The 24288-nt window shown below is 55.9% G+C and carries 19 protein-coding genes; 13 read left to right on the plus strand and 6 right to left on the minus strand.

Annotated features, from left to right (window positions below; translation table 11 throughout):
* Positions 1-43 precede the first annotated feature (43 nt).
* The 4 genes from KGP17_RS00250 (at position 44) to KGP17_RS00265 (ending at position 5745) form a co-directional block, all read left to right on the plus strand.
* Positions 44-694: a DcrB-related protein gene (locus KGP17_RS00250; RefSeq protein WP_059199233.1), complete on the plus strand. Its 651-nt coding sequence runs from the start codon at positions 44-46 to the stop codon at positions 692-694.
* Between the two features lie 71 nt (positions 695-765).
* Positions 766-2157: an L-seryl-tRNA(Sec) selenium transferase gene (gene selA / locus KGP17_RS00255; RefSeq protein WP_223498665.1), complete on the plus strand. Its 1392-nt coding sequence runs from the start codon at positions 766-768 to the stop codon at positions 2155-2157.
* Entirely contained in the window at positions 2154-3995 is a 1842-nt protein-coding gene (gene selB / locus KGP17_RS00260; protein ID WP_223498666.1) for a selenocysteine-specific translation elongation factor, read from the plus strand. Before selA ends, selB begins: the two co-directional genes overlap by 4 nt.
* 211 nt (positions 3996-4206) lie before the next feature.
* Positions 4207-5745: an aldehyde dehydrogenase family protein gene (locus KGP17_RS00265; RefSeq protein ID WP_021181331.1), complete on the plus strand. Its 1539-nt coding sequence runs from the start codon at positions 4207-4209 to the stop codon at positions 5743-5745.
* A 104-nt stretch (positions 5746-5849) separates the two neighbouring features.
* Here KGP17_RS00265 and KGP17_RS00270 read toward each other — a convergent pair.
* A protein-coding gene (locus KGP17_RS00270; RefSeq protein WP_371822214.1) for an IS3 family transposase occupies positions 5850-7348 on the minus strand; the annotation gives its coding sequence in 2 pieces (ribosomal slippage) (positions 5850-6916 and positions 6916-7348; 1500 coding nt in all).
* Positions 7349-7488: 140 nt separating this feature from the next.
* On the opposite strand from KGP17_RS00270, the gene KGP17_RS00275 reads away from it, so the two are divergent.
* On the plus strand, positions 7489-8643 hold the full coding sequence (locus KGP17_RS00275) for an IS481 family transposase (RefSeq protein WP_223498667.1): 1155 nt from the start codon (positions 7489-7491) through the stop codon (positions 8641-8643).
* Positions 8644-8720: 77 nt separating this feature from the next.
* Here KGP17_RS00275 and KGP17_RS00280 read toward each other — a convergent pair whose 3' ends face one another.
* The gene (locus KGP17_RS00280) at positions 8721-9965 is read right to left on the minus strand and encodes an MFS transporter (RefSeq protein WP_071682770.1); all 1245 of its coding nucleotides are present in this window, start codon (positions 9963-9965) and stop codon (positions 8721-8723) included.
* Between the two features lie 229 nt (positions 9966-10194).
* On the opposite strand from KGP17_RS00280, the gene KGP17_RS00285 reads away from it, so the two are divergent.
* On the plus strand, positions 10195-11187 hold the full coding sequence (locus KGP17_RS00285; protein WP_218520058.1) for an acyltransferase: 993 nt from the start codon (positions 10195-10197) through the stop codon (positions 11185-11187).
* Here KGP17_RS00285 and KGP17_RS00290 read toward each other — a convergent pair.
* Both KGP17_RS00290 and KGP17_RS00295 read right to left on the minus strand, forming a co-directional pair.
* Complete coding sequence (locus KGP17_RS00290) at positions 11184-12101, minus strand: GlxA family transcriptional regulator (RefSeq protein WP_179248601.1); 918 nt, start codon at positions 12099-12101, stop codon at positions 11184-11186. The genes KGP17_RS00285 and KGP17_RS00290 overlap by 4 nt on opposite strands.
* Positions 12102-12103: 2 nt before the next feature.
* Positions 12104-12655: a cysteine hydrolase family protein gene (locus KGP17_RS00295; RefSeq protein WP_223498668.1), complete on the minus strand. Its 552-nt coding sequence runs from the start codon at positions 12653-12655 to the stop codon at positions 12104-12106.
* Between the two features lie 333 nt (positions 12656-12988).
* Here KGP17_RS00295 and KGP17_RS00300 point away from each other — a divergent pair, with 333 nt between their 5' ends.
* Complete coding sequence (locus tag KGP17_RS00300; protein WP_223498669.1) at positions 12989-13531, plus strand: CS1 type fimbrial major subunit; 543 nt, start codon at positions 12989-12991, stop codon at positions 13529-13531.
* 99 nt (positions 13532-13630) lie between these two features.
* Here the strand turns inward: KGP17_RS00300 and xylB are convergent, their stop codons facing one another.
* Entirely contained in the window at positions 13631-15082 is a 1452-nt protein-coding gene (gene xylB / locus KGP17_RS00305) for a xylulokinase (RefSeq protein ID WP_223498670.1), read from the minus strand.
* A 51-nt stretch (positions 15083-15133) separates the two neighbouring features.
* Complete coding sequence (xylA, locus tag KGP17_RS00310) at positions 15134-16453, minus strand: xylose isomerase (RefSeq protein ID WP_223498671.1); 1320 nt, start codon at positions 16451-16453, stop codon at positions 15134-15136.
* 375 nt (positions 16454-16828) lie between these two features.
* Between xylA and xylF the strand changes: the two genes are divergently transcribed.
* The 6 genes from xylF (at position 16829) to KGP17_RS00340 (ending at position 24196) form a co-directional block, all read left to right on the plus strand.
* Positions 16829-17824, plus strand: coding sequence for a D-xylose ABC transporter substrate-binding protein (gene xylF / locus KGP17_RS00315; protein WP_021807304.1), 996 nt, complete (start codon positions 16829-16831; stop codon positions 17822-17824).
* A 28-nt stretch (positions 17825-17852) separates the two neighbouring features.
* Positions 17853-19394, plus strand: a complete 1542-nt coding sequence (locus KGP17_RS00320; protein WP_223498672.1) for a xylose ABC transporter ATP-binding protein — start codon at positions 17853-17855, stop codon at positions 19392-19394.
* A complete protein-coding gene (gene xylH / locus KGP17_RS00325) occupies positions 19372-20556 on the plus strand; it encodes a xylose ABC transporter permease XylH (protein WP_223498673.1) in 1185 nt (394 codons plus the stop codon). Before KGP17_RS00320 ends, xylH begins: the two co-directional genes overlap by 23 nt.
* Positions 20557-20607: 51 nt before the next feature.
* A complete protein-coding gene (xylR, locus tag KGP17_RS00330) occupies positions 20608-21786 on the plus strand; it encodes a D-xylose utilization transcriptional activator XylR (RefSeq protein WP_059199223.1) in 1179 nt (392 codons plus the stop codon).
* 115 nt (positions 21787-21901) lie between these two features.
* Complete coding sequence (locus KGP17_RS00335) at positions 21902-23248, plus strand: esterase-like activity of phytase family protein (RefSeq protein ID WP_223498674.1); 1347 nt, start codon at positions 21902-21904, stop codon at positions 23246-23248.
* Positions 23249-23506: 258 nt separating this feature from the next.
* Complete coding sequence (locus tag KGP17_RS00340; RefSeq protein ID WP_223498675.1) at positions 23507-24196, plus strand: helix-turn-helix transcriptional regulator; 690 nt, start codon at positions 23507-23509, stop codon at positions 24194-24196.
* Positions 24197-24288 lie beyond the last annotated feature (92 nt).

Consider the following 24288-nt stretch of genomic DNA (forward strand, 5'->3'; position numbering starts at 1 on the left):
TGCTACCGTTACGTCAAGACGCGTAACGCGAAAGGAAGACATGATGTTGAAGACCCTTGCCAAAGGCGCGGCGTTAGCCGTGCTGCTTACCGGGCTGGTAGCCTGCGATAATCAGGACAGCAAAAAGCCGGAAGTCCCCGCCCCCGCGCCAAAACCGGTAGTGACACAACCCGTAACGCCAGCTCCAGCGCCGCCGGTGGAAGAACCCAAGCCCGTCCCTGGCCTGAACGTCTCGCTGCAAAAAGGCCAAATCACCTTTGAACTGCCGCCGGGCTTCAGCGATCAGACCAAGCTGAGCGGCATCATCAACGACGACAAGTCGACCATTCAGCTGTTTCTCGACAGCAAATCACGCCAGCGCACTGTCGCTTCGGAAGTGATCCCGCCAGCAGACATGAAGATCAATACCAGCGATGCGATGCTCAAAGAGCTGACGCAAAGCATCATTACTGAGCTGTCCGACCGCTATCAGAACATCAAGAAAACCAAAGAAGAGAATTTCACCGTCGGTAAGCAGAAGTTCCATCGTTTGGATACTGAACAGACGGTCAACGGGCAAAAACTGGTTTCCACCATCGTGTTGACGGTGTTCAATAAACGGGTCGTGACGTTGCAGCTGTTAACACCAGCTAAAACACCGGATCTACATCATGCCCTGGTACAGCGAATTATTGATACCATGCAGGTTAAATAACCTGACTGGTTTAGCTCGGCACGCCAATAAGCCAGTTTGCCGATAACCGGACACTGAAAAATCGAGTGACCATGAGCACTGAATCCCAGCACCTATACAGCCAGTTACCTGCCATTGACCGCCTGCTGCGCGATCCTGCGGTTGAACCCGCCGTCGCCAAACACGGCCAGACGCTTATCAGCGAACTACTGCGCCAGATGCAGACACAGGCGCGTGAAGCCATCAAGACGCAGCAACAGCTGCCCGCCTGGTGTCAGGACTGGCCGCAGGCGCTACATGCCCGCCTGGAACAACAGCAGCGCCCGGCGTTGCAACCGGTGTTTAACCTCAGCGGCACCGTTTTGCATACCAACCTGGGGCGAGCGCTGTTGGCGCAACCGGCAGTTGATGCGGTGGTCAGTGCCATGAGCAGTGCCGTGACGCTGGAATACGATTTGGATGGCGCAGGCCGTGGACATCGCGATCGGGCCATCGCGGACTTGCTCTGCCAGCTCACCGGGGCGGAAGATGCCTGCATCGTCAACAATAACGCGGCGGCAGTGCTACTGATGCTGGCGGCGGTTGCTCCAGGTCAGCAGGTGGTGGTATCACGTGGCGAGCTGGTGGAGATTGGTGGCGCGTTCCGCATCCCGGACGTCATGCGCCAGGCTGGCTGCCAACTGGTGGAAGTCGGCACCACCAACCGTACACATCTGAAAGATTATCGTGCCGCCATCAACGAGCAAACCGGCCTGTTGATGAAGGTGCACACCAGTAATTACAGCATTCAAGGGTTTACCGCTGCGGTCGATGAAAGCGAACTGGCGGTGTTGGGCCACGAACAGGGCATTCCTGTGGCGACCGATTTGGGCAGTGGCTCGCTGATCGACATGGCGCAATACGGCTTGCCAGCCGAACCGATGCCGCAACGCCTGATCGCTGCAGGTGTCGATCTGGTGACCTTCTCCGGTGATAAACTGCTGGGCGGGCCGCAGGCCGGGATTATCGTCGGTAAAAAAGATCTCATCGCCCGTTTGCAACAGCATCCGCTCAAGCGCGCTCTGCGCGTCGGCAAAATTACCTTGGCGGCGCTGGAAGCCACGCTGCGGTTGTATCAACAGCCAGAGTTACTGGCAGAACACTTACCCACCTTGCGCTTACTGACCCGCCCACAGCAACAGATGCAGGAAACCGCCGAACGTTTGCAAAGCCAGTTGGCTTCGCGGTTTGCTGGCCGTTTCGAGCTGCGTAGCGAGCCGTGCTGGTCACAGATTGGCAGCGGTTCGTTGCCGGTAGATCGCCTGCCGAGCTACGCATTGACCTTTACCCCACTCGATGGCCGGGGCGCAACCTTAGAAGGCTTGGCCCAGCAGTGGCGTAGCTTGCCGCAGCCGGTCATTGGCCGTATCAACGACGGCAAACTGTGGCTCGATCTACGTTGCCTGGAACAGGAGGGCGCACTGGTTGAGGCGCTGAGCGCATGATTATCGCCACCGCTGGCCATGTCGACCACGGTAAAACTACCCTGCTGCAGGCGATCACCGGCATCAATGCCGATCGCCTGCCGGAGGAGCAACGCCGTGGCATGACCATCGATCTTGGTTATGCCTATTGGCCGCAGCCCGATGGCCGCGTGCTGGGGTTTATCGACGTTCCCGGCCATGAAAAATTCCTCGCTAACATGCTGGCGGGCATTGGCGGCATCGACCATGCGCTGCTGGTGGTGGCCTGTGACGATGGCGTAATGGCGCAAACCCGTGAGCACCTGGCGATCCTGCGCCTGAGCGGCAGGGCGCAGTTGACGGTGGCGTTAACCAAAGCTGACCGTGTAGATCCTGCACGAATCGCTGAAGTGCAAACCCAAGTGTTGGCCGAATTGGCACAGCAGGGCTGGCATGATGTGCCGGTGTTTGTTACTGCGGCGGCCCTGGGGAAAGGTATTGATGAGCTGCGCCAGCATCTGTTGGCGCTGCAACCCGGTGAGCACTTACTCTCCCGGCGTTTTCGGCTAGCGGTGGATCGCGCCTTCAGCGTTAAAGGTGCCGGGCTGGTAGTGACAGGGACGGCGCTGGGCGGCAGCGTGGCGGTAGGCGATACGCTGTGGCTGACCGGTGCGGACGTGCCAGTGCGGGTGCGCGGCTTGCATGCGCAGAATCAGGCGACAGAACAGGCGGTTGCCGGACAGCGCATTGCGCTGAATATCAGCGGTGACGTCAGCAAAGACCAGCTAACGCGCGGCGACTGGCTGTTGGCGCAACAACCGCCAGCGGCGGTAGAACGTATTCTGGTGGTGATAGAGGCCGATGCGCCGATACAGCACTGGCAGTCGCTGCATATTCACCATGCCGCCAGCCATATCACCGGGCGTATTGCGCTACTGGCCGATAACCTGGCGGAGCTGATCCTCGATCGTCCGCTGTGGCTGGTGGAAAACGATCGGTTGGTACTGCGGGATATCAGCGCACGCCAAACGCTGGGCGCTGCACGCGTGCTGGGGCTTTCCTCGCCGAAACGGGGCAAGCGTCAGCCGGAATATCTGGCCTGGCTGGCCGCGCTGGCTCAGGCATCCAGCGATGGGCAGGTGCTGGATTTGCGCTTGCCGGGTGGCGCACTGGATTTGGCCGCGTTTGCCTGGGCGCGACAACTGACGGATGACGGTCTGCAGGAACTGCTGGCGGGCTATGCCCTGATGATCTCCGGCGACATGGCGCTAGCCCCAACCAACGTGCAAGCGCATGAGCAACGCCTGTTGCAGGTGTTGGCCGAATACCATCAGCAACATGCCGATCAGCTAGGCCTGGGGCGGGCTCGTCTGCGCCGAATGGCGTTACCGGCGCTGCATGAGCCGCTGGTATTTATGATGATCGATCGGCTGCTGGCGGCGGGGTTGCTGCGCAATACGCGCGGCTGGCTGCACCTGCCGGACCACGGTTTGGCATTCAGCAGCGAGCAACAGGAGCTGTGGAGCCGCATTGAGCCGCTGTTTAGTGACGATCCCTGGTGGGTGCGCGATCTGGCCGCCTCGTTGGGCGAAGAGGAAAACAGCGTTCGCGCCGCGTTGCGCAAGGCGGCACAGCTTGGCTACGTCACCGCCGTGGTGGTCGATCGCTACTACCTCAGCCAGCGTATCGAACAGTTTGCCGCAATGATCCGCGAGCTGGACGCCACGCAAGGCAGCACCAATGCCGGTGATTTCCGCGATCGGCTGGGGATTGGCCGCAAGCTGGCGATCCAGGTATTGGAATTCTTCGATCGTAGCGGCTTTACCCGGCGCAAGGGGAATCAGCACCTGCTACGGGATCGCGGGCTGTTTGGTAGTTGAAATTATGGGTGCATATTGTTGCGCCCAGTTTAAAAGATTGTGACACCCCTCATGCGTTTGAGCATTCTTTCGCCATTTCTCCTCATAAACCCCTATCATTCCGGCTAGAGATCGTTCACCGCTTCTTAAGTTTGATCTGCGGCCATGGTGCCGTGAACCTGCTTACCGTCTGCGGGCGGTAAGGTTGCAGCCACGTTAAAAGGAGATACAAATGGCGAATACCACTACGGCAAGTCACCTCACGCCTGAAAACACCGGGTTTCCTCTCAAGCTGAAAAAACGTTATGACAACTTTATCGGTGGTGCCTGGGTGGCGCCGGTACAGGGCGAGTATTACACCAACCTGACGCCGATCACCGGCCAGACGCTGTGCGAAGTGGCCAGCTCCTCCTCCCAGGATATCGAGTTGGCGCTGGATGCGGCCCACGATGCCAAAGGGGCATGGGGGAAAATGTCGGTGCAGGCGCGCGCCAATTTGCTCAACCGGGTCGCCGATCGCATGGAGCAGAATATCGATCTGCTGGCGGCGGCAGAAACCTGGGATAACGGCAAACCGATCCGCGAAACCGTCAATGCCGACGTTCCGTTAGCTATCGACCATTTCCGCTACTTTGCTGCCTGCGTACGAGCGCAAGAGGGCGGCATCAGCGAGATCGACTCCGAAACTGTCGCCTATCACTTCCACGAACCGCTGGGTGTGGTGGCACAAATCATTCCGTGGAACTTCCCGCTGCTGATGGCGTGCTGGAAGATGGCGCCAGCGCTGGCAGCGGGTAACTGCATCGTGCTGAAACCGGCCAAGCTGACGCCGCTATCGGTGCTGGTGCTGATGGAACTGATCCAGGACATCCTGCCGCCAGGGGTGATCAACGTGGTCAACGGCGCAGGTGGTGAAATCGGGGAATATCTGGCCACCTCCAAGCGCATCGCTAAAGTGGCCTTTACCGGTTCGACCGAAGTGGGCCGCCAAATCATGGGCTACGCCACCCAGAACATCATTCCGGTGACGCTGGAACTGGGCGGCAAGTCACCCAACATCTTCTTTGCCGACGTGATGGACAAAGAGGACTCGTTCTTCGACAAGGCGCTGGAAGGCTTTGCGCTGTTTGCCTTTAACCAGGGGGAAGTCTGTACCTGTCCGAGCCGGGCGCTGGTGCAGGAATCGATCTACGAGCGCTTTATGGAGCGGGCGATCAAACGGGTGGAGAGCATCCGTAGCGGCAACCCGCTGGATGCCAGTACCCAAATGGGGGCGCAGGTTTCCGAAGGGCAGATGAAGACCATTCTCAACTACATCGAGATCGGCAAGCAGGAAGGAGCCAAGGTGCTGACCGGTGGCCGACGTAAGGCGCTGGATGGCGGCTTGGCGCAGGGGTACTACATGGAACCCACCATTCTGTTCGGTAAGAACAGCATGCGGGTATTCCAGGAAGAGATTTTTGGCCCAGTGCTGGCGGTGACCACTTTCAAGGATATGGATGAAGCGCTGGCGTTGGCCAATGATACCGATTTTGGCCTGGGGGCCGGTGTGTGGAGCCGCAACGGCAACATTGCTTACCAGATGGGGCGCAACATTCAGGCGGGGCGCGTCTGGACCAACTGCTACCATGCCTACCCGGCGCATGCGGCGTTCGGCGGCTACAAACAGTCGGGGATCGGGCGGGAAACCCATAAGATGATGTTGGAGCACTATCAGCAGACCAAGTGCCTGCTGGTGAGCTACTCTGAGAAACCGATGGGGCTGTTCTGACCCCTGACGCCAACCCTCTCCCAAAGTGTACAGACCGGGGACATCATGAACACTTGTTCGCGGCGTTTTTCAAGGTAGTTGTCGCTTAATGTAATAAAATTACGTTATGCCGTCTCTTTTTCCGGGTTAAGGTAAACTTCCGGAATATAGTCCCAGTTGCGTAGCTGCTTACTCCAGCGTTCTGGATGTTGTTGGTGGGCTAGCCGGTAAACAGACTTTCTGGCTGCCAGTATTTTCATATCGAGACCCCGATGGCGTTCATCCGGCGTAACGTATTTGATCCCGCTGTGCTTATGCTCAAGGTTGTACCAGTTTACGAAACGACTTACCCAGGCCCGTGCGTCATCTATTGTGTGAAAGCCGTTCTCTGGCCACCAGGGGCAATATTTGAGTGTGCGGAACAATGATTCTGAATACGGATTATCATTGCTGACCCGGGGGCGAGAGTAAGAACTCAGTACGCCAAGGGCATACATTTTTGCCAGCAACGTAAAGCTGCGCATTGGGCTTCCGTTGTCGGAATGCAGCACCAGGTTACGGGATGAACATTTTTCATTCCACACCGCTCGTTGTAGCAGTTCTGCTGCATGTTCCCCGGTTTCACTGCTGAATACCTCTGCGGCAATAATTTTACGGCTATAAATATCCATGATCATATAGAGATAAAAGTGCTGACCTCTGACCCAGGACGGTAAATGACTGATATCCCAACTCCAGACCTGGTTCGGTGCAACCGCCTTAAGCACATCAGGCCGTTTATACTGGCATTCCCGGGACCTCCTCGTCAGTTGACTGGCTGATTTTAATACGCGATAAAAGGTTGATTCAGAAGCAATATAAACACCTTTATCCGCCAGCATCGGTACGATCACATTTGGAGGCAAAGAGGCAAATTCCGGAGAGTTGCATAACTCCAGAATTTGCAACCTTTCTGTTTCCGATAATTTATTTCGGGGGACACGGTCTGTTACACCGGGCCTTCTGTCTGCACTGATCACTCCACCATCACCATCAATCCAGCGCTGCAGCGTTCGGATCGAAATCCCGATACACTGACAGGCCTGGATCTTACGGGCGCCGTGATCGACAGCTTCACGGACAAGAGAAATAATTTTCTGCCGCTCCGGAAGAGGTGTCAGCCTTCCTCGCTGTTGTCCCAGAGGGCATTGAACTTTTCCCGCAGCATCAGGAGCGCAGCCGCTTCTGCCAGCGCTTTATCTTTGCGGGTCAGCTCCTTCTCAAGTTCACGCAACCGGCTTCTGATATCGCGTAACTCTTTATCTGCGCGGCGATTTTCCGTCAGTTTCATTTCATGAGCTTTGATCGAAATAACCCGCCACTCTTTTACCTGCTCAACAAAAAGCCCCTGACGGCGACAATAATCGGCAAGTTCCATTTCAGACAATGAAGCTGTTTCAAGAACAACCGAAAAGCGACGCTCAGGAGTCCATTCATCACCATCCACAGAGGAAATCCTTTCATTTTTTGGCAATAAGCCTTGTGCCACCAGTTCAAGTCGCCATTTTGCAACAACGGAAGAACTCAGAGCCAGTTTTTGTGCAATGTGTCTGACTGACCAGCTATAAGGAGGCTGGAGCCACATCACTCCCTTTTCTTTCACATCAATCGGTACTGCATGCGCAGGCATAGTCATTCTCCTTCAGAAAGTAAGCGACAACTATGCTGACACAGGGGGTTCGGGGACATGGTAGACACTTACAACATAGGTATGAGTACTTCTGAGTGGAGTTGCTTATGCCGTGGGATGAGAGATCTGCCATGTCATTACGTACCGAGTTTGTGCTTTTCGCCTCGCAAGAAGGCGCTAATATCCGTGCGCTATGCCGTCAGTTCGGCATAGCGCCTGCTACCGCATACAAGTGGTTACATCGCTGGCACTCTGATGGGCGCGCCGGTCTGAACGAACGTTCTCGAGCGCCACACCATTCCCCCAGCAGAACCTCTGACACCGTTGTCCAACATCTCCGCGCTGCACACCTGGCCCATCCGATGTGGGGCGCACGCAAGCTCAAGCGGTGGCTCGAGATGCAGGGGCATACGTTACCGGCCGCCAGCACCGTGCATAACCTCATGCGCCGCCATGACCTGCTACCGGGCGGTCCGTCACCGGCGCCCACCGTCGGACGCTTTGAACATAACGCCCCGAACCGACTCTGGCAGATGGACTTTAAAGGCCACTTCCCCTTCGCCGAAGGGCGTTGTCATCCGCTGACCTTGCTGGATGACCATTCGCGCTTCTCGCTCTGTCTGGCGCACTGCCCGGACGAGCGACGTGTCACCGTGCAGTCACAGTTGATAGCGGTGTTCGAACGTTATGGCTTGCCGGAGAGAATGACCATGGATAATGGTGCCCCCTGGGGCGACACGACGGGCAGTTGGACCGCGCTGGAACTGTGGCTGATGCGTCAGGGTATCCGGGTGGGTCACTCTCGGCCTTATCATCCTCAGACTCAGGGTAAGCTGGAGCGCTTCCACCGCAGCCTGAAGGCAGAGCTCCTGCAGGGACGGTGGTTTACCCATGCCGCGCAGTTGCAGGAGGTGTTCGACGCCTGGCGAGATACCTACAACCTGGAACGCCCACACGAAGCCCTGTCAATGGCGGTGCCAGCGTCCCGTTATCAGCCTTCATCGCGACAGTACAATGGCAATCCGGCGGCAGCCGAGTATGACGAGGGGGTCCTGGTCAGGAAAGTGGATGTCAGTGGAAAACTAAGCCTGAAAGGGATGGGTCTGAAAGTGGGCAAGGCCTTTATCGGTGAATATGTCGGGCTGAAGGAAAGTGAGAGAGAGGGCTACTACGAGATATGGTGGTACAGCACGAAAGTGGGGATGATCGACCTGAGAAATAGGTCGATCATCATGGGTAAAGGATGTTAAAAAGTGTTCACCATGACCTTGAACACCTGTCTACCATGTCCCCGGTCTGTACACAAAGGGAGAGGGTTGATTAACCATTACACTGTGGCACTCGGTGCGGGAGTGGCGCCACCACGGTGTTTGCTGAGGAACAGCGCCGTCAACATCAGCCAACACAGGCCACTGACCAGATTGAACAGGCTGAATAATCCGTTACCGCCCCAGACATAGGCCACCTTGGCCAACTCGATCCCGATGGTGAACACCGACATGCTCAGCATCCCCATCACGGCCGAAACGGCACCTTTGCTCACGTTGCTGGAAAATAGCGTCAGGCGATACAGACCGGCGTTCGCCAAACCAATGCCGTAAGCGTAAAGGCTCAGCCCGGCGGTCATCCACAGGTAGGCATGGGCGGAAAATACCGTGGCCAGCGCGGCGAGCAGCAGGCCCAGCAGCATCGGCCATGCGCCCAGCTTGATCGGGCGTTCAATACTGAGTTTGCCAGTCACGCGGGCCAGCGTCAGGTTGCCGAGGATCAGCGCGCCAAACACCGGAATTTGCAACAGGCCATAGTCCAGCGCCGAGAGTGACTCACCCTTGATCAGGATCACCGGAGACTGGGCAATCCAGGCCAACAGCGGCAGGCTGGCAAAGCCGATAGCCAATGAACCACAGATAAAGCGCCGATTGACCAGCACCTGACGATAGTCCCGCCACAGGTTGGCCGCCGAGAAGGCTTCCCCTCGCAGCGTAGCGGTTTCAGGCATGGCCTTCCACAGGCCGACAAAGGCAATCGCGGCCAGGGCGGCAAACAGTACAAACATGCTCTGCCAGGAGGCGACGTGAACCCAGGCAGCCCCGGCCAACGGCCCCAGCAGCGGGGCGATCAACGCCACGTTAGCCATCAGCGCGGTGATTTTGATACATGTCGCCTCTTCAAACGACTCCTGAATGGTGGCATAGCCCACCGCACCGATAAAGCACAGGCCGATCCCTTGCAGGAAGCGCATCACGATAAACTGTTCGATATTGGTGACCAGCAGAATGGCCAGGCAGGTGACGATAAAGAACAGCACCCCGGCCAGCATCACCGGGCGGCGGCCACGGCGATCTGACAGCGGGCCAAGTAGCCACTGCAGGAAAATACCGCCAGCCAGATAGGCGGTCATTGAGGTGGGCACCCATTCCACACCGGCGTTGAAATCGGCCACGACCGCCAGCATACCGGGCTGGATCATATCGTTGGCGATATAGGTCGCGAATTCGAACAGTACCAGACAAAGTGGGAATAAAAGCGCCTGTCGGCCCAGAAGTGCCGCAGGGGGTAATGATGTTTTCATTTTTATTTTACTGATAGTAAAGAAGAAATAAGGAACTGCCAGGGCGGGAGAGCGCAAACTGAGCGAGTTGTGGCGGCTATTTTGCCGCCAATTGTTCACCTTGGCAATCATAAGGTGATTTTAGGCTCATTCTTAATAGCGCGTTTAAGCGTTGTGCTGCGCCCCCCTGAGCTATAACCTCTGATTAACATTTCGTTATGACAGAATTATAGGCAACTGACGGGCAGCAATGAGCAATAAAATTGGTTGGATAGATAACTTGCGTGCGCTGGCGTGCATGATGGTGGTGATGATCCACGCGACCACCTACTACGTCGCCAACGGTGTGGCTGTGGGTGAACATAACTGGGATATGGCCAACGTATTGAACTCGCTTTCACGGGCTTCGGTGCCGCTGTTCTTTATGATTTCCGGCTTTCTGTTTTTTGGTGAGCGCAGTGCCAACCAAAAACACTTTATCCGCATTACCTGTTGTATTTTGTTCTACAGCGCCATTGCCCTGATTTATATTGCCTGCTTTACCCGCATCGGCTTTTGGCCCTCGTTGCGCGCTATCCTGCAAAAGCCGGTGTTTTATCACCTGTGGTTCTTTTATGCCATTGCGGTGGTCTACCTGCTTTCGCCGCTGATCAGCGTCAAACCGGTTTCTGGCCGCTATCTGGCCGGGGTGATCGTCATTCTGGCGATTATCGCCAACCCTAATACCAGCAAGCTGACCCTGGATAATGTCCAGCTACTACCGGTGAACCTGTACATCTTTGGCGATACCTTCTATTACCTGCTGTATGCCTTGGCAGGGCGAGCGATCGGCGTGATGGCTACCCAACGGCGCGGTATGAGCCTGTTGGCGGTGCTGTGCTTTGTTGCTAGCGTGGTCCTGATTATCCGTGGCACCAAAAGCCAGATGTTTATCAACGGCAGCTTTGCCGATACGTTTTATATGTACACCGGCCCCTTGGTATTTGTGGCGGCGGTCTCGCTGCTGGTGTGGTGCAAAAACTGCCTGCCGAATCCAATCGGCTGGCTAGGCGTGATTTCCCGCCACTCGCTGGCGATCTACGGCTTTCATGCCCTGATCGTTAACGTGATGCGTAATCGCCACTGGGAGTTTCCGGCCTACCCGCTGCTGGATATCTTCTGGGTGTTTGGCATGGCGCTTGGTGTGAGCCTGCTGTTGTCGATGGGGTTACAGAAAGTGGATACCCGGCGGCTGGTGTCTTAAGCCTGCCAGCGCTGCTGTGCCCGCCGCAGTTGGCGCCCAGAGGAGAAGCCTGCGGTTAGCGCGGCTTTTTCCAGGCCGTAGCCCTGCTGCAGCCGCTGCTGTGCGACCGCCAGCCGCAGCTGTTCATGATATTCCCGAACGCTGAGGCCGATATGCAGACGGAACAGCCGGGCCAGATGGCGGCTGCTGACGTGGGCTTTCTCCGCTACCTGAGGGACCGACCACTCGGCCTCCGGCTCGGCGGCCATCACATCCTGCGCCCGGTGCACGGCTGGATGCAGATGATTGCGATAGCGTAACCACGGGGAGAGCTGCGGATCGTCGCCGGAGCGGCGGAAATACACCACCATCTCACGGGCAATCTCTAGCGCGCGGTCAGCCCCACAGTGCTGATTGACCAGGTGCAGGGCCAAATCGATACCGGCGGTGATGCCTGCGCTGGTAAACACGCCGCGATCCTCAACAAAAATACGGTTTTCCTTCACCTGTGCTGCCGGTGCCTGCTGGCGCAAGCGCTCGATCACGGCGTGGTGAGTGGTGCAATGATAGCCGTCGAGCAATCCGGCCTGGGCGGCCAACAGCGCACCGGAACAGACGCATACCAGATCTATCTGCCGCTGGGCCAAAGCCGGGCGCAATGCCTGGAGCCAATTGCGCGCCAGAGCCGCTTCCTCGCTAGCAAAGTAATGCGTTGAGTCTGCCACCCCCGGTATCACCAGAATATCCCCTTCGTTCCACCGCTGTGGCAAGGGGGCTAGCTGGCCGATGGTCATGCCGATGGAGCAGGAAATTTGCGGCACCGGGCTGACATAGTGCAGCTGGAACTGCCCGGTTAGCCGCAATACCTCTGCCGGGCCGCTGACATCCAGTAACAGCACGTTGGGGAGCATCAGAAAGTAAACGGCCTTGGGCATGATTATTCCTGCGAAAGTTGCGCCAATGCTTGATCGACGCTGGCAATGGTGGCAAAGCGGTCGACCAGCACGGTTTCAGTATGCCGCTTTAACTGCTCGGGGGTAAAGAGGCTGCCGTCCGGGTGATGCATTGGGAAAGTGAGCGTGGCTTCGGTCACAAACGTCACTTTATAACCCAGATCGGAGGCGACGCGGGTGGTGGTTTCACAGCATTGCTCGGTGCGGATACCGCTGATGATCAGATGGTTGATCTGGCGTTCACGCAGCCAGGCATCCAGGCCAGATTCAGTCAGCGCATTGTGTACTCGCTTTTGCACCGTAACGTCAGCCTGATGGTTCAGGAACGGCAGGCGTTTCACGTAGCCAGATGCCAAGGAGAACGGTCCCTCAGGCGAGACATGGAATACGTCGACCAGCGGCACCTCTTGCTGCTGACAACCCGCAATCAGGCGTGTCAGCGCCTGTTGAAACGCAGGCAGATCGTCTTCCTGCCAGAACGGACGATGCTGAAAGGATTGTTGAACATCGATGATCAATAGTGCGCTACGTGACATTTTCGGCCCTCCTCAGTTTGGTGTAAGACCATACTGCGCTTGCGGTAGGCTAGAAAGAAGGTCAAAAACGGCCATCATGATGACAACAACGGACGGGATGAAGTTTGCGGGCGGTTACCGATAATAATCCCGGTGAACGCGGTATTGATTACTATAATTGATTGACCGTCCTTTGACTGGAACGAGGAGGGTAATGACCCCAACCGCTGGTCTGCAAATGATGTGCAGGTTTCATTTATCGTCGATTTTGGAGGGCAATAGCAAAGGAATAAGAAACCGAATTGTTGGCAGCCATATCGGTAACGATTAACTTATCTGAATGGGCAACCAAACATGAAAAAACGTCAGTTGGCAGTAATTATCGCGGGTGGACTGCTGTTTTTTTCAGGGATGAGTCAGGCACAAGAACACAACGCTTCGGTCACCAAAACCATCACTATCACCGCCACTATCGGAGACAGTATTTTTGTTTCTCGCCCGCAGGGTGGGGATTGGTATCAGACGGTGGATTTAGCGGCCACCGATGGTACACAGCAATCTTTCGCCAGCAGTATACCGGTACAGGTTTGGAGCACTACGCCGCAGTTCAACGTGTCGCTGGTTCATCCACTTGAGATCGCCCGCACCGATTCGGCTTATAAAATGGATGGGGTGAAGGTTAAGTTTGCCGGTGAAGGCAGCAATGGCAAAGATCTTGGTGCTAGTGGCGCGGCGCAAACCTTCGATCAGAAAGTTCAGGTGGGCAATGGCTATCAAAGCGTTTATCAGTTGAAGGTGAACGCTAATGCGCCTAAGAGCAACGGCAATGCCGACACCCAAGGTTTGTATACCGGGGAAATGGTGATGCTGTTTGAGATCGCGGCCGGCTCGATTTAGCCCTTAATACTGAGCGATTTAAAGCCTAATGCCAACGGGAGCAGCCAAGTACATACATAGGTGTTGGATATGTATGTACCTGGCAGAGGCGTTGGTGAATTACATCAGCGGCTGCAGGCAGCGGTAAAGCTCGCGGAAAGTATTGCGTTGGGCGGTGTAATATTGATGCCGTTCAGCATCCGGCTCATGCACCTGCTCTAACGGCAATTCAGGCAGTAGGGTGCTCAAAGATACCCCAGGGTTCAGCGCAATCTGCGCCAGACGCGCGGCTCCCAATGCCGGGCCAACGTCGCCGCCGGTGCGGTATTCCAGCCGCTGGCCGCTGATATCTGCCAGCATCTGGCGCCAGAACGGGCTGCGTGCGCCGCCACCAATCAAGGTGATAGCCGTGGGTTGCAGGCCGCTGGCATGCAGCACGTCCATGCCATCCGCCAGTGCAAAACCCACGCCTTCCAGCACTGCCCGTGCGAGATCGTTCGGCCCATGTTGATGAGTAAAGCCCCAGAAGGCCCCTTTGGCGTTCGGGTTGTTGTGTGGCGTACGCTCGCCGGAAAGATAGGGCAAGAACCATAACGGCGTTTCAGCAGGAGCGGCCTGCTCAACGTTACGCAGCAAGGTGGCAACGCTGTCGACATGGGTTAACTGGCAGGCCCAGTCCAGGCAGGACGCCGCGCTGAGCATCACCGACATCAGGTGCCAGGTCTGCGGCAGCGCATGGCAGAAGCTGTGCACCGCGCTGGTCGGGTTACTGAGGAAACCGTCGCTGACGGCGAAGTAGACGCCAGAGGTACCCAGTGACAGCATCGCCTGCCCGGTCTGATACAGCCCAACGCCGATCGCCCCGGCGGCATTGTCACCCCCGCCAGCTACCACCGGCACCGGCGCCATCCCCCAACGTTGGGCCAGTTCGCTATCCACTTGCCCGGTGATCTGGTTACCCTCAAACAGCGCAGGCATCTGCTCACGCGTCAGCTCGCAGGCATCAAGCATGGCGTCGCTCCAGTCACGTTTGGCGACGTCTAGCCACATTGTCCCTGCGGCATCGGACATATCGCTGGCAAACTCGCCGGTGATGCACCAACGCAGGTAATCCTTCGGCAATAACACCCTATCGATCTGCTGGAAAATCTGTGGCTCGTGCTCCTTGACCCACAGTAGCTTGGGGGCGGTGAAGCCGGGCATCATCAGGTTGCCGGTGATTTCCCGTGAGTTGGGTACGGTTTGTTCTAGTGTCTGGCATTGCGCAAAGCTGCGGCCATCGTTCCACAGGATGGCCGGGCGTAATACCCGCTGCTGTTTATCCAGTAAGGTTGCGCCATGCATCTGGCCGGTCAGGCCAATGGCTTTGACCTGTTGCAGGCTATGCTGTTTAGCCAATGCCAACATGGCGCGGTCGGTGGCTTGCCACCAATCTTGCGGGTCTTGTTCAGACCATAGGGGATGGGGGCGTGAGATGGGCAGTGGTTCACTCTGGCTGGCCAGCAGTTGGCCTTGCTCGCCTAGCAGGATGACTTTCACGCCGGAAGTACCGAGATCGATTCCAATATACATGAGCAGGGATCCTTTGAAGCGCGGTGAGCGGACCCACCGCACCGTAGAGAGTTAGCCGAACAGGTAGCGGTTGACCAGGTTCTCCAGCTTTTCCTGATGCCCGCTGGCATGTTGCGGTGCCAGCACCTGTTGCTCGGCGTGCTGTGCCAGCGCTTCGAGCGACAGTTTCCCTTGCAGGATCTGTTGGCCCAATTCACCGTTCCAACCGGCATAGCGTTTGGCAACCTGCTGATGTAGCTGACCATCTTCGATCATGCGGGCGGCCACTTTCAGCGCCAGCGCCATGGTGTCCATAGCGCCGATATGGCCGTAGAACAGATCATATTTGTCGGTACTTTGGCGGCGCACCTTGGAGTCAAAGTTCAGCCCGCCGGTAGTGAAGCCGCCGGCCTTGAGGATTTCGAACATCACCAGCGAGTTCTCTTCCACGCTGTTCGGGAACTGATCGGTATCCCAACCTAGCTGTGGATCGCCCCGGTTGGCGTCGACCGAGCCGAAAATCCCCAGCGCGATGGCGGTGGCGATCTCGTGGTGGAACGAATGCCCGGCCAGCGTGGCGTGGTTGGCCTCGATGTTCACCTTGATCTCTTTTTCCAGACCGAACTGTTTAAGGAAACCGTACACGGTGGCGACGTCGTAATCGTACTGATGCTTGGTCGGCTCCTGGGGTTTGGGCTCGATCAGTAGCGTTCCCTGGAAGCCGATCTTATGTTTGTGCTCAACTACCATCTGCATAAAGCGGCCAATCTGTTCACGCTCCTGGCGCAGATCGGTATTGAGCAGGGTTTCATAGCCTTCGCGCCCGCCCCACAGCACATAGTTTTCACCGCCCAGCTTGTGGGTGGCATTCATGGCCGTGAACACCTGAGTCGCTGCCCAACTGAAAACTTCCGGATCCGGGTTGGTCGCTGCCCCGGCACCGTAACGCGGATGGGTGAAGCAGTTGGCGGTGCCCCACAGCAGCTTCACGCCGCTGCTTTGCTGTTTCTCTGCCAGCACGTCGGTCATGACCGCAAAGTTGTTCAGATACTCTTTTAGCGTGGCCCCTTCCGGTGACACGTCGATATCGTGGAAGCAGTAGTAAGGCACATTCAGCTTATGGAAAAACTCGAACGCCACATCGGCCTTGCGTTTAGCCAGCTCCAGCGCTTCGCCCGGTTGTTGCCAAGGGCGATCGAAGGCCCCAATGCCGAACATGTCTGCCCCGTTCCAGCAGAAGGTGTGCCAGTAGCAGGCGGCGAAGCGCAGATGGTCGGCCATACGTTTGCCGAGGATGATTTCATCGGGGTTGTAGTGGCGGAAAGCCAACGGGTTATTGCTGCTGGTGCCTTCGTAACGAACCTGTTCTAGCTGATCAAAATAGGATTGCATGAGTGACTCCTTGGTAACGGTGCCCGGCGTAAGGGATGCGGGATGCGCTCATCTTCGGAGTAAGCGGCGGAATGCTCAATTACGTTATTTCACACTTAAATTCACAGAATTATTAAATGTGCGCGGGATCTCATAATTCAACGAAGGGCCGGTTTTACTGGCCGCGGGTTATTTCACAGGTTTAAAACATGACCGCCATCATAAAATCAACATTAAACCAAAAACCGTAATTCACTGGTGAAAATCTGTAATTGCTGAACACCGCATAAGCGACAACAATCCACTGGAAGTTTCGTGTTTTATCTCGTTACCTTTCAATTTTGCCGTTTGAAAGCCTCGGATAACTATTTCCCTACACAACTCAAGGGTTATAAAATGAAATTCAAACCACTCTTGCTTTCAGCTTGCGCATTGCTGCTACTGGCCAGCCAACCGGGCTACAGCCAACAGATTAAAATCGGTATGGCTATCGACGACCTGCGTCTGGAACGTTGGCAAAAAGACCGCGATATTTTTGTCAAGAAAGCTAACGCTCTGGGGGCCGATGTGTTTGTTCAGTCGGCCAACGGCAATGAAGAAACCCAAATGGCGCAGATCGAGAATATGATCAACCGCGGCGTCGATGTCCTGGTGATCATCCCCTATAACGGCCAGGTGCTGAGCAACGTGATCAGCGAGGCGAAGCGCGAAGGCATCAAGGTCCTGGCTTATGACCGGATGATCAACAATGCCGATATCGATTTCTACATCTCGTTTGATAATGAGAAAGTGGGCGAGATGCAGGCGGAAAGCCTGGTGCAGCGCGTGCCGCAGGGCAACTATTTCCTGATGGGCGGCTCGCCGGTGGATAATAACGCCAAGCTGTTCCGCAAGGGGCAGATGACCGTGCTGCAACCGCTGATCGACAGCGGCAAGATCAAGGTGGTGGGCGATCAGTGGGCCGACGGCTGGCTGCCGGAAAACGCGCTGAAGATCATGGAAAACGCCCTGACGGCCAACAATAACCATATCGACGCGGTCGTGGCCTCCAACGATGCCACCGCCGGTGGAGCCATTCAGGCACTGGCTGCACAAGGGCTGGCGGGGAAGGTGGCGATCTCTGGTCAGGACGCCGATCTGGCGGCGGTAAAACGCATCGTGGCGGGCACCCAAACCATGACGGTCTATAAACCGATCAGCAAGCTGGCCGACGAAGCGGCGGATATCGCCGTGCAACTGGGCAAAGGGGAACAACCCAAGTCCAATGCCAAATTAAATAATGGCAGTAAAGAGGTTTCGGCCTGGTTATTAACCCCGGTACAGGTGGATAAAACGAATATCGACAGTACGGTTATTGCCGATGGTTTCCATAAGCAATCCGATCTTAATTAATGGCAATGCCATCTGGGGGGAGTGAATAATGCCCTGCCTGTTAGAAATGCGAAATATCACTAAACAATTCGGCGCAGTGAAAGCCGTGGATAATATCAGCCTGCACTTGGAGGCGGGGCAGGTATTATCCTTGTGCGGTGAAAATGGCTCAGGAAAATCCACCTTGATGAAAGTGCTGTGCGGAATATATCCGCACGGCAGTTATCAGGGCGATATTTATTTTTCGGGCGAGATTGTTACGGCGAAAACCATTCGCGATACCGAGCAGAAAGGCATCGCCATCATTCACCAGGAATTGGCCCTGGTGAAGCAGATGACGGTGCTGGAGAACCTGTTTCTCGGCAACGAGTGGGGCCGCTATGGGGTGATGGATTACGACAACATGTACCTGCGCTGCCAGCGCATGCTGGCGCAGGTCAAGCTGGAGGTTGACCCTAATACCCGCGTGGGTGAACTGGGGTTGGGCCAACAGCAGTTGGTGGAGATTGCCAAGGCCTTGAACAAACAGGTGCGCCTGCTGGTACTCGATGAACCCACCGCCTCATTGACCGAAAGTGAAACCGCCACGTTGCTGGCGATCATTGCGGATCTGCGCGATCACGGGATCGCCTGTATCTATATTTCGCACAAGCTCAACGAGGTGAAAGCGATCTCGGACTTTATCTGTGTGATCCGCGATGGCAAGCACATTGGCACCCGGCCTGCGGCGGAGATGAGCGAGGACGATATCATCGCCATGATGGTTGGCCGTGAGCTGACCGAGCTGTATCCGCAGGAACCCCATACCATCGGTGAGGTGGTCCTGCAGGTGGAAAACCTCACTGCCTGGCACCCGGTCAACCGCCATATCCGCCGGGCCGATAATGTGTCTTTTACCCTACGGCGTGGGGAGATCCTCGGCGTGGCCGGGCTGGTTGGCTCCGGGCGTACCGAAACCATGCAGTGCCTGTTTGGCGCCTATGCGGGGCGTTGGCAGGGCAACATCACCATCGCAGGGCAGGCCGCCACCATCACCAACTGTCGTGAGGCAATGCGATATGGCATCGCCATGGTGCCAGAAGACCGCAAGCGCGATGGCATCGTGCCGGTGATGGGCGTGGGGGCCAACATGACGTTGGCGGCGCTGGGGGATTTCAGTGGCGCATTGACGGTGCTGGATGATGCGCAGGAGCAGGCAACCATCCAACAGTCGCTTGCACGGTTGCGGGTAAAAACGTCTTCTGCGGAGCTGGCTATTGCCCGTCTCAGCGGGGGTAACCAGCAGAAAGCCATCCTGGCGAAGTGCCTGTTGCTGAACCCGCAAATCCTCATTCTGGATGAGCCAACGCGCGGCATTGATATCGGTGCCAAGCAAGAGATTTACAAGTTAATCAATCAATTGGCACAGCGGGGGCTCGCGGTGATTGTGGTGTCCTCCGAATTGCCGGAGGTGCTGGGGTTAAGCGATCGGGTATTGGTGATGCACCAGGGGCAGATCAAAGCCGATCTGGTGAACCGCGATCTGACCCAGGAACAGGTAATGGAAGCGGCCTTAAGGAGTGAAACACATGTTGAAAAGCACGCAATCTGAAGCCAGCCTGCCGCCAGTGGGGGCGAAAAAACCGCTGTTCGGGCTGAAAACCGTCAATCTGCAGGTGTTCGTGATGCTGGCGGCGATCGCCGTCATCATGCTGTTCTTTACCTTTACCACCGAAGGGGCCTATCTCAGTGCCCGTAACATTTCCAACCTGCTGCGCCAGACGGCGATCACCGGCATTCTGGCGGTGGGCATGGTGTTCGTGATTATTTCGGCGGAGATCGACCTTTCCGTTGGCTCAATGATGGGGCTATTGGGGGGCGCGGCGGCGATATTTGACGTCTGGTTCGGCTGGCCGTTGCCGTTGACCATCGTGGTCACGCTGTTGGCGGGGCTATTGCTGGGGGCCTGGAATGGCTGGTGGGTCGCCTATCGTAAAGTTCCTTCGTTTATCGTCACCCTGGCGGGGATGTTGGCGTTTCGCGGCATTCTAATCGGCATTACCAATGGCACCACCGTGTCACCCACCAGCAATGCCATGTCGCAGATTGGCCAGAGCTACCTGCCTAACGGAGTGGGTTTTGGCATTGGCGCGGTCGGCCTGATGCTGTTTGTGGCCTGGCAGTGGCGGCGGCGCAGTAGACGTACGCAACTGGGCTTGCTGGTAGCGACAGCGAGTGGCGATATCACCCGCCAGAGCATCATGGCCATCCTGGTATTAGGGGCGATTTACCTGCTGAACGACTATCGCGGGGTACCAACGCCGGTGCTGATCCTGACCGCATTGATGCTGGCTGGGATCTTTATGGCGTCGCGTACCGCCTTTGGCCGCCGTATTTATGCCATCGGCGGTAATATCGATGCCGCGCGGCTTTCCGGGGTTAACGTTGAACGTACCAAGCTGGCAGTGTTTGCCATCAACGGCCTGATGGTGGCGATTGCCGGGCTGATCCTTAGTTCGCGCCTGGGGGCCGGTTCGCCCTCTGCCGGTAACATTGCCGAGCTGGATGCTATCGCCGCCTGCGTGATCGGTGGCACCAGCCTGGCCGGGGGGATCGGTAGCGTGGCGGGAGCGGTGATGGGGGCGTTTATCATGGCCTCATTGGATAACGGCATGAGCATGTTGGACGTGCCGACGTTCTGGCAATATATCGTCAAAGGCGCGATCTTGCTGCTGGCGGTGTGGATGGATTCCGCGACCAAACGCCGGGTATAGGCGTGGCTTCACACTTGTAGCTGTGGCCGTATTTATTGCTGGGGAGCCCCCATGTTTAAGAAGCGCTACCGTATTACGCTGCTGTTCAACGCCAATAAAGTGTACGACCGCCAGGTGGTGGAGGGCGTTGGCGAGTATTTACAGGCGTCGCAAAGCGATTGGGATATCTTTATCGAAGAGGATTTCCGTTGCCGCATCGATAATATCAAGGACTGGCTGGGGGACGGCGTGATCGCCGATTTCGACGACCGGAATATTGAGCAGCTGTTGCGTAACGTCCAGGTGCCGCTGGTTGGCGTCGGGGGCTCTTACCATCGGGAGGCGGATTACCCGCCGGTGCATTACATCGCTACCGACAACCATGCGCTGGTGGAAGCGGCGTTTATGCACCTGAAAGAAAAAGGGCTGAACCGCTTTGCATTCTATGGCCTGCCGGTGGAGGGGGGTAAGCGCTGGGCGCAGGAGCGTGAACAGGCTTTCCGCCAGTTGGTGGCTGCAGAACAGTATCAAGGGGTGGTGTATCAAGGGATGGAAACCGCGCCGGAGAACTGGCAATACGCCCAGAACCGCCTGGCGGACTGGGTGCAGACCTTGCCCCAGCAGACCGGGATCATAGCCGTTACCGATGCGCGGGCGCGCCACCTGTTACAGGTGTGCGAGCACCTGGATATTCCTGTGCCGGAAAAACTCTGTGTGATTGGCATCGATAACGAAGAGCTGACGCGCTATCTGTCGCGCGTGGCGTTGTCGTCGGTGGTGCAGGGGACACGCCAGATGGGCTATCGTGCCGCCAAGCTGTTGCATCAACTGCTTGATCAGCGCGAGCTGCCGCTACAGCGCATTCTGGTGCCACCGGTGAAGGTGATTGAACGGCGGTCTACCGATTTCCGTTCACTGCGTGACCCGGCGGTGATCCAGGCCATGCACTATATCCGCTACCATGCCTGCAAAGGGATCAAGGTGGAGCAGGTACTGGATGCGGTGGGCATGTCCCGTTCCAATCTGGAAAAGCGCTTCAAGGATGAAACCGGCCAGACGATCCATAATGCCATCCACCAAGAGAAGCTCGATCGCGCCCGCAATTTACTCACCGCGACCTCGTTACCCATCAATGAAATTTCCCAGATGTGTGGCTACCCATCGTTGCAGTACTTCTATTCGGTGTTCAAGAAGGGCTATGACATGACGCCCAAAGAGTGCCGCGACCGTTTTGGGGAGGCTGGCTATTGAAACCGCAGCGTGGGCATTGTTTGTTACGTGGCAGATAATATTTCTGTCATTACGGCTCCCTATAGTGGCGTTGCTTTTTACCTTTGGGCAAAACCATAACCAGGGAATTCATTATATGCATAAATTACCCTCCCGCCTGGCACTGCTGGCCAGTTGCTTGGCATTCAGCACCACGCTATGGGCGCAGGCTCAGGAAGTTCCCGCCGTGCTGGCCGGGCACGCCGTATTACCGGTGAAGTCCAGCGTCACGGCTCCCCAGGATGCACCAATCGATCTGCAACAGAGCGGTAAATACACCAGCGGTAAACGCATCACCGAACTGGGCAGCGTAGCGGGGAAATCTGCGGATCGGCTGACCGGCATCGGGCTACCCATCAATGGTCAGCCGTTGCAGGGGCATTCCGGTATCAAACACATGCCGGATGGCACCTACTGGGTGCTGACCGATAACGGATTTGGCAGTAAAGCTAACTCGCCGGACGCCATGCTGTATCTCAACCATTACCGTATCGATTTCAAGGAAGGTACGGTAACGCCGCTAAAAACGCTGTTCCTGCACGATCCCGATAAAAAAGTCCCGTTCCATATCGTCAATGAAAGCACCGACAAACGTTACCTGACCGGCAGCGATTTCGACCCGGAAAGCTTCCAGTTTGCCGACGATGTCCTATGGATCGGCGATGAATTTGGCCCTTACCTGATTAAAGCGGATCTGAACGGCAAGGTGCTGGCGGTGTTTGATACCCAGGTTGACGGCAAGGTCGTGAAATCGCCGGATAACCCGACGCTGACGCTGCCAGGTGCGCCGGACGGCAAGCAGAACTTCCAGGTCGCGCGCTCCAAGGGCTTTGAAGGAATGGCGGTATCACCGGATGGCAGCAAGCTGTATCCCCTGCTGGAAGGGGCGCTGTGGGACGGCGAACAGTTTGAGAACGTGGCGGGCAAACGCTACCTGCGGGTGCTGGAGTTTGACGTCAAACAGCAGGCATGGACAGGCCGTAGCTGGCAGTACGTGTTGGAAGACAATCAGAATGCCATCGGTGATTTCAATATGATCGACGCCACCCACGGGCTGGTGATCGAACGTGATAATGGTGAAGGTACCGCCGATAAAGCCTGTGTGGCAGGCGCGCCAACGGATAACTGCTTCAGCCAGATCGCCAAATTCAAACGGGTGTACAAAATAGCGTTTTCTGACGCTAACGTCGGCAAACCGGTAGAAAAACGGGCATATATCGATTTGCTGAACATTCAGGACCCACAGAAGCTGGCGCGTAAAACGCTGAATAACGGCGTGCTGACCTTCCCGTTCTTTACTATCGAGAATGTCGACGTGGTGGATGGCAGCCATATCATCGTGGGGAACGACAATAACTTCCCGTTCTCTTCCAGCCGCGAACCTAACGTGGCGGATGATAACGAATTTATTTTGCTGGATGTGAAAGCCCTGCTACAGCCGTAAAACTCTCCTTTATCGCCAAGCCTTCTCCTGATGGGTCAAGGCTTTCTTATTCCGGTGATGAAGAAATACGTTAAGTGACCCCATTTTTGGGGCGCATCGTAGATATAGGACACGAACATTTTCAGATCAGCATATTAATAAAACGTTACTTTCAATCTTGCCGCTTCAGGTTGGCTTTCTGGTAGTCTGCTCTAGGCGTTTTACACTATGTCGCCATTTGTATTGCGAATAATGGCACCAAGGATTGAAGGTGGGAAAATGTCTCGTGTCAGTACCGAAAGTATTATTGCGAAATTAAATTCGTTAGCTATTGCTATTCCTTTGGAGATCCTGATTGCGTGGGAGTCAAGTGATGAGGCCTGGTGTTTAAAGGACGTTCATAAAAAGCCCGTGTATGCCAATGCCAGATATGGCCTATTGCTGAAGCCGGAAGAAAATGGGAGGCCTTCTGCACTAGCCCCTTTTAAGCCCTTTATCTCCATCCATGACCAACGCGTTATTGATGAGATGAGGAAGATTGAGGCAGTAGGGATCCTCCCTATCGATAGCAAACGCATATTCAGCGTGTTTTATTGTGAACGCATGCCCTACTACGACAAACAGGCTCATTGCTCTGGTATTATCAGCCATATCAAACCCCTGCACTCCATCACCGCACGTTTTTTTGTCTCTGGTGATGATATCGGTAAATTAACCGTTGCTTGTCCCTCCGAGATTTTATCCGCTAAGGAGTGGGTCGTGGCTTTTCTGTTGTTACAAGGCATGGCGGAGAAAGAGATTGCCGGTATTCTCAACAGAACGTTGAGAACGATAAAGTTCCATAAAAGTAATATTCTGGCGAAGGTCCATTGTCAAACTACCCGGGAATTTATATTTTTTGCCAGAAAGCAGCAATGGAAATTTTATATTCCACCATTATTTTCTAAACCCTGTTATATCATCCGCTAATCACCTCACTACAAAACTGTACCTTTGGTACAGTTTATTGTTTGTACTTCAAGAGTATGCTCGCTTTCATCATCTGGCATTCCAGTTGATAT

This window comes from Serratia sp. JSRIV001, assembly GCF_019968745.1.
GTDB lineage: Bacteria > Pseudomonadota > Gammaproteobacteria > Enterobacterales > Enterobacteriaceae > Chania > Chania fonticola_B.